11 protein-coding genes and 1 pseudogene are annotated in these 8,490 nt (G+C 68.9%); 5 read left to right on the top strand and 7 right to left on the bottom strand.

Annotated elements, in window-relative coordinates; genetic code table 11:
* Positions 1–293 (top strand): annotated as a pseudogene (locus tag MBELCI_RS04775) (RlmI/RlmK family 23S rRNA methyltransferase); the annotation flags it as partial.
* A complete protein-coding gene (locus tag MBELCI_RS04770) occupies positions 290–838 on the top strand; it encodes an RSP_2648 family PIN domain-containing protein (RefSeq protein WP_045319707.1) in 549 nt (182 codons plus the stop codon). The pseudogene MBELCI_RS04775 and the gene MBELCI_RS04770, both read left to right, overlap by 4 nt.
* Here the strand turns inward: MBELCI_RS04770 and MBELCI_RS04765 are convergent.
* Positions 835–1,518, bottom strand: coding sequence for a M48 family metallopeptidase (locus MBELCI_RS04765; protein ID WP_045319722.1), 684 nt, complete (start codon positions 1,516–1,518; stop codon positions 835–837). The genes MBELCI_RS04770 and MBELCI_RS04765 overlap by 4 nt on opposite strands.
* Positions 1,519–1,688: 170 nt before the next feature.
* On the opposite strand from MBELCI_RS04765, the gene MBELCI_RS20950 reads away from it, so the two are divergent.
* A complete protein-coding gene (locus MBELCI_RS20950) occupies positions 1,689–1,847 on the top strand; it encodes a hypothetical protein (protein ID WP_021693023.1) in 159 nt (52 codons plus the stop codon).
* 34 nt (positions 1,848–1,881) lie between these two features.
* On the opposite strand, the gene MBELCI_RS21205 is transcribed toward MBELCI_RS20950, so the two are convergent.
* On the bottom strand, positions 1,882–2,052 hold the full coding sequence (locus MBELCI_RS21205) for a hypothetical protein (protein ID WP_021693022.1): 171 nt from the start codon (positions 2,050–2,052) through the stop codon (positions 1,882–1,884).
* A 353-nt stretch (positions 2,053–2,405) separates the two neighbouring features.
* Between MBELCI_RS21205 and dksA the strand changes: the two genes are divergently transcribed.
* Positions 2,406–2,828: an RNA polymerase-binding protein DksA gene (dksA, locus tag MBELCI_RS04760; RefSeq protein WP_021693021.1), complete on the top strand. Its 423-nt coding sequence runs from the start codon at positions 2,406–2,408 to the stop codon at positions 2,826–2,828.
* 7 nt (positions 2,829–2,835) lie between these two features.
* Positions 2,836–4,035: an FAD-dependent monooxygenase gene (locus MBELCI_RS04755; RefSeq protein ID WP_021693020.1), complete on the top strand. Its 1,200-nt coding sequence runs from the start codon at positions 2,836–2,838 to the stop codon at positions 4,033–4,035.
* A 29-nt stretch (positions 4,036–4,064) separates the two neighbouring features.
* Here MBELCI_RS04755 and MBELCI_RS04750 read toward each other — a convergent pair whose 3' ends face one another.
* From MBELCI_RS04750 to MBELCI_RS04735, 5 genes are all read right to left on the bottom strand, one after another.
* Entirely contained in the window at positions 4,065–4,397 is a 333-nt protein-coding gene (locus tag MBELCI_RS04750) for a DUF7282 domain-containing protein (RefSeq protein WP_145973710.1), read from the bottom strand.
* 440 nt (positions 4,398–4,837) lie between these two features.
* Positions 4,838–5,620, bottom strand: a complete 783-nt coding sequence (xth, locus tag MBELCI_RS04745) for an exodeoxyribonuclease III (RefSeq protein ID WP_021693018.1) — start codon at positions 5,618–5,620, stop codon at positions 4,838–4,840.
* A gap of 64 nt (positions 5,621–5,684) precedes the next feature.
* The gene (locus tag MBELCI_RS21470) at positions 5,685–6,671 is read right to left on the bottom strand and encodes a penicillin-binding transpeptidase domain-containing protein (protein WP_235047567.1); all 987 of its coding nucleotides are present in this window, start codon (positions 6,669–6,671) and stop codon (positions 5,685–5,687) included.
* Positions 6,672–6,694: 23 nt separating this feature from the next.
* Positions 6,695–8,089: a transglycosylase domain-containing protein gene (locus MBELCI_RS20345; RefSeq protein WP_021693016.1), complete on the bottom strand. Its 1,395-nt coding sequence runs from the start codon at positions 8,087–8,089 to the stop codon at positions 6,695–6,697.
* Between the two features lie 74 nt (positions 8,090–8,163).
* Complete coding sequence (locus tag MBELCI_RS04735) at positions 8,164–8,487, bottom strand: HesB/IscA family protein (RefSeq protein WP_045319720.1); 324 nt, start codon at positions 8,485–8,487, stop codon at positions 8,164–8,166.
* Positions 8,488–8,490: the final 3 nt, after the last annotated feature.

Raw genomic sequence — 8,490 nt, 5'->3', positions numbered from 1 at the left:
GCGACCCGCCCGCCTTCGCGCCGTCGAAATCCGCGCTCGAGCCGGGGTTGCGCGCCTATGAGCGGATCGCGCGGCTGGCGGCGTCTCTGGTCGAGGAGGGCGGTTATCTGGTGCTCTGCTCGTGCAGCCATGCCGCCGACCTGACCAAGTTCCGGGCCGCCTGCGCGCGCGGCATCGGCAAGGCGGGGCGCCGCGGCGCGATCTGCTACACCGGCTTTGCCGGGGCCGATCACCCGGTGCTGCCGCAGCTGGCCGAGGGCGGCTATCTCAAGGCGCTCGTGTTCCGTCTGTGAGGGTCCTGCTTGACGCCTGCGTCCTTTACCCGACGGTGATGCGCGAGCTGCTCTTGGGCTGCGCCGCCAAAGGTCTTTACGAGCCGCGCTGGAGCGCGCGGATCTCGGAAGAGTGGGCGCGGGCGGCGGCGCGGCTGGGGCCGGAGGGCGAGGCGATCGCGCGCGGCGAGATCGCGGTGTTGGCCTCGCGCTTCCCGCGCGCTGAGGTCGCGGCCGTCCCGGATCTGGAGCGCCGCCTCTGGCTTCCCGACGCGAACGACATCCACGTGCTGGCCAGCGCGGTGGCGGGGCATTGCGACGTCATCGTCACGATGAACGCCAAGGATTTTCCCCGCGACCTTCTCGCCGAAGAAGGACTGTCACGCGCCGATCCCGACAACTTCCTGCTTGGCCTCTACGAGGCCAGCCCCGGCCCGGTGGGCGAGGTCGTGGCATCGGTGGTGGCCGAAGCGACGCGGCTTTCGGGCGAGGCGTGGACCCCGCGCAAGCTCTTGCGCAAGGCGCGGCTGAACCGGTTCGGAAAAGCGGTGGAGGCGGGCGGCTAGGCCTTGAGCCACTTGGCCTCGTTGGCCTCGATCGCTTTGAGGCGCGCCTCGGTCTTGGGATGGCTCATGAGCCAAGCCGGGGTCGCGCCGCCGACGCCCGCCAGATTGTCGAGCTTGGAGAGCAGCGATTTCTGCGGCGCGGTGCCAAGGCCCGCCTTGATCATCAGCGCCGAGGCATAGGCGTCGGCCTCGTATTCGTCGACCCGGCTGATCCGGGCGGCCACCAGCCGCGCCAGACCGGCCGCGATCATGCCGCCAAAGCCCGGGATGATCCGTGACAGCACCGCCGCGAGCGCCGTGCGCAGCGCGTTCTGCGCCGAGAAATCCACCATGCGGCGGCGCGAATGCCCCAGCGCCACGTGGCCCAGCTCATGCGCCACGACGCTGGCGATCTCCTCGGCGGTCACCGCCCCCGAGGCATAGCGTTCCAGAAAGCCGCGCGTCAGGAAGATCCGCCCATCCGGTGCGGCAAGGCCGTTGACGGGGGCGATCTCGTAGACATGCACCTTGATGCGCGGCAGTTCCAGCGCGCGGGCCAGCTTGTCGCAGACCGCGCGCAGGCGCGGCTCGGCCAGCTCGGTCGATTTGCGGTCGAGCGCGCGGCGCGTGCGCCAGACCGACACCTGATAGACGGCGAATCCGTAGAGCAGGGCGAGAATGAGCGGTGAGAGCTTGAGCATCATGGCAATATGGTGGCCCGGTCATATCCGCACAACCACAGTTTCTTGGGTGTCACATGCGGCTCCTATGCCACAGCTTGGGTCAAGAGTGATTTACCGGACGGGAACCAAATCCGGAGTATGTCTATTGTCACAGTGTCAGGGGGGTTGTCCTACTGAATGAGGCAACCATGAACTTCGATCAATTCGACAAGCAGGTGCGCGACGCCGCACTGCAAAGGGCCTTCCCCGTCGAACGGGAGACGTCCGACAGGCTGCGCCAGCTGCTTGAACAGCTGGCGTCCCGTGGGTCCGACAACGATCGACGCGGCGGCGAGAGGGCGGGCTGAGCCCGCCCCTCGTCGGCCCGCCGCGCGGGCGAGATCAGCCCGCGATCCGGCTGAGCAGCAACAGCACGAACAATCCAACGATCCCGAGGGCCAGCGCATGCGCCGCGCCCCATTGCGCCATGTCGGCCGCACCGCCGCCATGACGACGGGCGCGATAGGCGCCGAGGATGGCTCCGATGAAGAGACCGGCAATTGGCAGGATCATCGCGTGTTCTCCGAGCGTGCCGCGATCGGCGCGACCGCAGGGCCGTGATTAGCGTTAAGGGGGGGCAGGTGTCCAGCGATGGACGCCGCGGCGCGGCGTCGCGCAGCTGGAGCATCAGGGTAGGTGCACTTTCCGCGCGAACCGTGCTAGGGTGGCCCCACTATCCTAGCGTGTGCCGCATGTTGCGAAACGCCTGTTTTCAAAGCCGTCGCCCCCGCGTTGCCGCAGCGACACGGCGGCGCAGAAACAAGGTGACATGAGGTGACGCAGGGAGTAGGAGGGCGGCATATGAGGGTACGCCGGCCGCGGGGTGGATTTGGGGACCCGGCGCTGGCCCTTAACCGGGAGCACACATGAAAGCCGAGTCATTTCTTAACGACGACTACCGGCCCGCCGAGACCGAGCCGTTCATGAATGATCGTCAGCTCGAATATTTCCGCCGCAAGCTGCTGGCCTGGAAAAACGAGCTTCTGTCCGACAGCCGCGACACCATCGAGGGCATGAAGGACGCCACGCGCAACATTCCCGACATCGCAGACCGCGCCAGCGAGGAAACCGATCGCTCGATCGAGCTTCGCACGCGGGATCGTCAGCGCAAGCTGGTTTCCAAGATCGACGCCGCGCTGCGTCGCATCGACGAGGGTGAATACGGCTATTGCGAGATCACCGGCGAGCCGATTTCGCTGCGTCGTCTCGATGCGCGACCCATCGCCACGATGAGCCTCGAGGCGCAGGAGCGTCACGAGCGCCGCGAGCGCGTTCACCGCGACGACTGATCCGGGCGTGGCCTCCACAACGTCCCGGCTGGCGATCGCCATCGCCGGCGCGGGAATCGGCGGCCTGAGCGCCGGGCTGTGCCTCGCACGGGCCGGCCACCGGGTCGAGATCTTCGAGCGCGCGCCCGCGCTGCGCGAGATCGGCGCGGGTCTGCAGATCACCCCGAACGGGGCCGCCGTGTTCGAGCGTCTCGGGCTGGGGCCCGCGCTCGACAAGGTGGCGATCCGCGCGCGTGCCGTGCGACCGACCGACGGGCGGTCCGGGCGCGGCATCGCGCGATTTGCCCTCGATGGGGGGCCATACCCTTACAGATTTCTGCATCGCGCCGCCTTGATCGACCTGTTGGCCGACGCGGCGCGGGACGCGGGCGCGCGGATCGTCACCGGGCAGGCGGTGAGGGCGGCACGGCCCGAGACCGGTGATCTTATTTTCGAGACCGGCGAGCCGACGCGCCACGAGCTGATCCTTGCCGCCGACGGGCTTCGCTCCGTCCTGCGTCCGCTGATCACAGACGAGGCTGCGCGATTTACGGGCCAAGTGGCGTGGCGCGCCGTCCTGAACGGGGTCGAGGCCGCGCCGGAGGCCCGGATCTGGATGCTGCCGGGACGGCATGTGGTGACCTATCCGCTGCCTGGCGGGCGGCTCAATCTCGTGGCGGTGCGCGAACAGTCGGGCTGGGCACCCGAGGGATGGGATCACGCCGAGGACCCGGCCCGGCTGCGCGCGGTATTCGCCGACGCCGCGCCCGAACTGCGCGCCCTGCTCGACCGTATCGAGGCGACGCGGCTTTGGGGCCTGTTCCGGCACGAGGTGCCCGAGCGGTGGCATGTCGGGCGGCTGGCGTTGCTGGGCGACGCCGCGCATCCGACGCTGCCGTTTCTGGCACAGGGTGCCAATCTCGCGATCGAGGATGGCTGGGTGCTGGCGCGGGCGCTCGAGGCGGCCCCCGATCTTGATGCGGCGCTGGGTCTCTATGCGCAGCGGCGCGGCCCGCGGGTCAGGCGCGCCATCGCGGCGGCGCAGGCCAACGCCCGCAACTATCATTTTTCGGGCGTATCGCGCCGCATCGCGCATCTGGCGCTCGGCGCGATCGACCGCGTGGCGCCGGGGCGTTTCACGGCGCGCATGGACTGGCTCCATGGGCATGACGTGACACGAAATTGGCCCGCCATCGCAAGGATGACGGGCCATTCTTCTCTGGAGTAGAGAAGGGGGAAATATTCCCCTAAGGTCGCTTAGTTCTGGACGCGCAGCTCACGCGTGGCGGTGATCTGACCATCGGCGTCGTAGAGCACGGCGAACACGTTGTCGCGGTAGGGGCGGTGGCTCAGCTGCACGCGAACGTCGGTTTCGAGGCCGGCACGCACGTCTTCGGTGCCGAGCAGAACGCCGGTCTCGATGCTGGAACCGTCGAGGATCTCGACATAGCCGCCGGTGGTGCTCATCACACGGTCGAGCTCGACATGGCCGGAATTGGCAACGGCCTGCTGGGCGCCGAGGTTGTCGGTGGCGGCCACGGCGGGAACGGCAGTGGCGGCGATCAGAGCGGCGAGGATGATGTTTTTCATGGTCTTTTCCTTGTTCATGTTGCCCCGGGGAGGTGGGGCGTCTTGGAGTTCATCGTGGCGGCCGATCAAGCTCGGCGCGTCTTGCAAGAAACATATGGACGGGGAGGCGGGGCACGGCCATCGCGGCATTGTCGCGATCCGTCGCAGTGCCCCGACCCGTTACACTTCGCTACAACTTTGCGGGTCGCGGCCCCGAAGGCGGGTCGGAGAAAGCTGCGTGGTGAAGGGCATTGGGTGATCCGGTCTGTCTCGTTGCGATGAGAGGGAGATAGGGTGTCCCATCTGTAAACTGAACAGTTCAGTATGTGCGTGAGCGCGGTCCAACCTGTGCGGCGAGGTGGATTGTCGCCCGGAACCCCAGGATACGCAGCCTTGCGGTTCGCATGAAAAGGCCGCGCGGCCTGCACCGCGCGCCCGAAATCCAATGAATGTCGTGGCTGTCAGGCGTCGATGTCGATCCAGACCGGCACGTGGTCGGAGGGTTTTTCGCGGCCGCGTACCTCGCGGTCGATCCAGGCGTCGCGCAAAAGGTCGGCCGCCTGCGGCGCGAGCAGCAGGTGATCGATGCGGATGCCGTTGTTGCGATCCCATGAATTGGCCTGATAGTCCCAGAAGGAATAATGCCCCGGCCCGCGCACCCGCGCGCGGAAGGCGTCGGTGAAGCCGAGCGTCTCGATCCGGCGGAACGCGGCCCGGGTCTCGGGCAGGAACAGCGCGTCCTCGCGCCACGCCTCGGGACGCGCCGCATCCTCGGCCTGCGGGATCACATTCCAGTCGCCGGCGAGCAGCGCGGGCTCCTCAAGCGCCAAAAGCGCCTGCGCCCGGTCGCGCAGCCGTGCCATCCAGGCAAGCTTGTAGTCGTATTTCGGCCCCGGCACCGGGTTGCCGTTGGGCAGATAGAGGCAGCCCACGCGCACCGGCCGGGTGTCGCCGATCACCGTGGCCTCGATATAGCGGGCCTGCTCGTCGTCATCATCGCCGGGCAGGCCGCGCGTGATGTCCTCGAGCGGCAGGCGCGACAGGATCGCGACGCCGTTGAAGCCCTTTTGCCCATGGGTCTCGACGATATAGCCCATGTCCTCGAAATGCTGGCGCGGGAACGCCTCGTCGACGGACTTGATCTCCTGCAGCAGCGCCACGTCGGGCTGCGTGTCCTGCAGCCAGTCCGACAGCGCGCCGATCCGCGCCTTGATGCCGTTGATGTTGAACGTGGCGAGTTTCATGCGCGCCTCCCTGGGCCATCCTTGCCCCCGGCTTGTAACAGCCGGGGGCGGGCGGACAAGCCGCCTAGCGGGTGCACAGCTTGCGCGGGCCGGAATAGGGCTGGAAGCTGCAATCCGAGGCGCGAAACGAGCGGTAGGCGCGCGAGCAGGCACGCACGTTGCAAGAGGACTGGTCCGGGGCCGCGGCCTGACGCAGCCGGTCGCCATTGGTCGTGCTCACCTGGGTGCCACGCCGTACTCGCACGGGCGTCTGGCTCTCGGCCGAAGGGGCCTGCTGCGCGCCGGAGCCGCCCGCCGCCAGCACCACATCACGCCAGATCTCGGCGGGCAGGCTGCCGCCGGTGACCGCATCCATCGGCGAGTTGTCGTCATTGCCGACCCAGACGCCGACCACCAGCTTGTCGGTGAAGCCGATGAACCAAGCGTCGCGGCTGTTCTGGCTGGTGCCGGTCTTGCCGGCGGCAAAGCCGTCTACGGCCGCGCGCTTGCCGGTGCCGTCGGTGACGACCGAGCGCAGCATCGAGACCATCGGGTCGCGGGTGCGGTTGAGCTCGACGGCGTTGGGATCGGCGTCCGAGACCGACAGCGCCACGCCGGTGTCGCCGAGCCTGAGGCTGGCGATGCCGGTGGCGTTGATCGGCGCGCGCCCCGCGAGGATCGCGGCATAGGCCTCGGTCATGTCGAGAAGCGACACCTCGGAGGTGCCCAGCGCGAGGCTGGGCGTCGGCGTCAGGTCGCCCTCGATGCCGAGCTGGCGCGACACCTCGATCACCTGATCGATGCCCACCTCCTGCGCCAGCCGCACCGTGGCGGCGTTGAGCGAGCGGGTGAAGGCCTCGCGGAGGGTCACCACGCCGGCATATTGGCCGTTGAAGTTCTCGGGCTTGTAGCCGTCGATGTCGATCGGCTCGTCGGGCAGGCGGGTGTCGGGGTCGGCCCCCATCACCAGAGCGGCGAGGAACACCGGCAGCTTGAAGGTCGAGCCGGGCTGGCGCAGCGCGTCGGTGGCGCGGTTGAATTGGCTCGTGCCGTAATCGGTGCCGCCGACCATGGCGCGCACCCGCCCGTCGGGGGTCATGGCGACGATGGCGCCTTGGCTCGCGCCCGCCTCCGCGCCCCGGCCCGCGATGGCGGATGCGAGGATCTCCTCGGCGCGGGCCTGCAGGGCGATGTCGAGCGTCGCCGAGACCGTGAGCGGGCCGTCGACCGCCCCCGCCAGTTCCTGCGCCTCGCCCAGCACCCAATCGGCGAAATAACTGCCCGCGCGAGCCGGGGGCGGCGAGGGTTCGAGGCTCGCCATCTCGCTCCGCGCGGCCTCGTAGGCGCCTCGTCGATCCGGTTGAGATCGCGCATCACCGACAGCACCACCAGCCCGCGTTCGCGGGCGCGCTCAAGATTGGCCTCGGGGTTGATGACCGATGGCGCGCGGATCGTCGCGGCGAGGATCGCGGCCTGCGCGAGGCTCAGCTCCTCGACCGGCACGTCGAAATAGAGCTGCGCCGCGGCGGGCATGCCCCATGCGCCCGAGCCGAGATAGGTGGAGTTGAGATAGAGCTCCATGATCCGGTCCTTGCCGAGCTGGCGCTCCAGCCCCAGCGCGAGGACCATTTCCTGCAGCTTGCGTTTATAGGTGCGATCGGGGTCGAGATAGAGCACCTTCACCAGCTGCTGGGTGATGGTCGAGCCACCCTCGACCACGCCGCCCGAGGAGAGGTTGCGCCACATCGCGCGGCCGATGCCTTCGATGTCGACGCCGGGGTGATCCCAGAAGCGGCGATCCTCGATCGCGGAGACGGCCTGCGGCAGGTAACCGGGCATTTCGTCGATGGCGACGTAGCCCGCGCGGTAGGCACCGCGGGTGAACAGCGTGTCGCCATCCTCGTCCTGCACGGTGAGGGTCGGCTCCTCGAGCGGTGGCAGCATCTCGGCCAGCGGCAGGTCGCGCACCGCCCAGACGAGAATGCCGCCCGCGAGCACGATGCCAAGGAGCAGGAGGAAGGCGAGGCCGAACACCGTGCGCCAGATCCAGCGCGAGGCCCGCACCGTGGCGGCGGGACGCAGCTTGCGCGCGTCGAGCCGGGCGCGGCGGCGGGCCGAGGCGTCGCGCCAGCCCTGCACCGCGCGCTGCGTGATGGGCGGGCGCGGTTCGGCCTGCGCGATGTCGGGATCGGATTCGGTTTCGACGCGGTGCGCGCGCAGCCGGTCCTGCGCGGCGGCGAGGCCCGCGCTTGTGCCGCGCGCGGCCCGCGCCGTCAGGCTTTGCGCCGCGACGCGGCCCTGGCCGAACGCGCGGGTGCCCGCCTGTCCCAGACCGCGCCCGCCACGCCCCAGCGCCCGCAGCAAAGCCGCCCAGAAGGCGCGCGCCGCTTGCGCGAGATCGCCGTCCTGCGGCGACGGCGTGGCGGCAGGATCCCGTCCGGCCCCGTCTGCAAGTTCATCGGGACGGTCGGGCGTCTTGTCGTCGGTCATGGTCTGGGAATTCCGGTCCTGTCAGCCCTCGGAGGGTAGGGGTTCGCAGGGCCGCGTCAAGCCGCCGCAGCGCTTCAGATCGAGAAGCTGGTGCCGCAGCCGCAGGAGCTTGTGGCGTTGGGATTCTCGATCACGAAGCGCGCGCCGATCAGCTCGTCGGAGAAATCGATCACCGCGTTGGCGAGGAACGGCAGCGACACGCTGTCGACCACCACCTTTTCGCCCGAACCTTCGAGCACGAGATCGTCCTCCTTGGGCTCGTCGAGCGCGATCTCGTACTGGAAGCCCGAGCATCCGCCTCCCTCGACCGCGACGCGCAGCGCCTTGCCCTGCGCCGTCGCGCCGATTTCCGAAAGGCGGTCCCAGGCGCGGGGGGTAACAGTGGGGGGCAGCGTCAGCAT

The organism is Limimaricola cinnabarinus LL-001 (genome assembly GCF_000466965.1).
GTDB lineage: Bacteria > Pseudomonadota > Alphaproteobacteria > Rhodobacterales > Rhodobacteraceae > Limimaricola > Limimaricola cinnabarinus.
Note: the sequence above shows the minus strand (reverse complement) of the source record. Positions and strands in the feature narration are given on the sequence as shown.

What these genes read in the sequence shown, in the direction of transcription:
- MBELCI_RS21205 (WP_021693022.1), bottom strand. Translation starts at nt 2,052, where the DNA reads ATGATCCTGCCAATTGCCGGTCTCTTCATCGGAGCCATCCTCGGCGCC.
- MBELCI_RS21470 (WP_235047567.1), bottom strand. Translation starts at nt 6,671, where the DNA reads ATGGTCGGCGGCACCGATTACGGCACGAGCCAATTCAACCGCGCCACC.
- MBELCI_RS04765 (WP_045319722.1), bottom strand. Translation starts at nt 1,518, where the DNA reads ATGCTCAAGCTCTCACCGCTCATTCTCGCCCTGCTCTACGGATTCGCC.
- xth (WP_021693018.1), bottom strand. Translation starts at nt 5,620, where the DNA reads ATGAAACTCGCCACGTTCAACATCAACGGCATCAAGGCGCGGATCGGC.
- dksA (WP_021693021.1), top strand. Translation starts at nt 2,406, where the DNA reads ATGAAAGCCGAGTCATTTCTTAACGACGACTACCGGCCCGCCGAGACC.
- MBELCI_RS20345 (WP_021693016.1), bottom strand. Translation starts at nt 8,089, where the DNA reads ATGACCGACGACAAGACGCCCGACCGTCCCGATGAACTTGCAGACGGG.
- MBELCI_RS20950 (WP_021693023.1), top strand. Translation starts at nt 1,689, where the DNA reads ATGAACTTCGATCAATTCGACAAGCAGGTGCGCGACGCCGCACTGCAA.
- MBELCI_RS04750 (WP_145973710.1), bottom strand. Translation starts at nt 4,397, where the DNA reads ATGAAAAACATCATCCTCGCCGCTCTGATCGCCGCCACTGCCGTTCCC.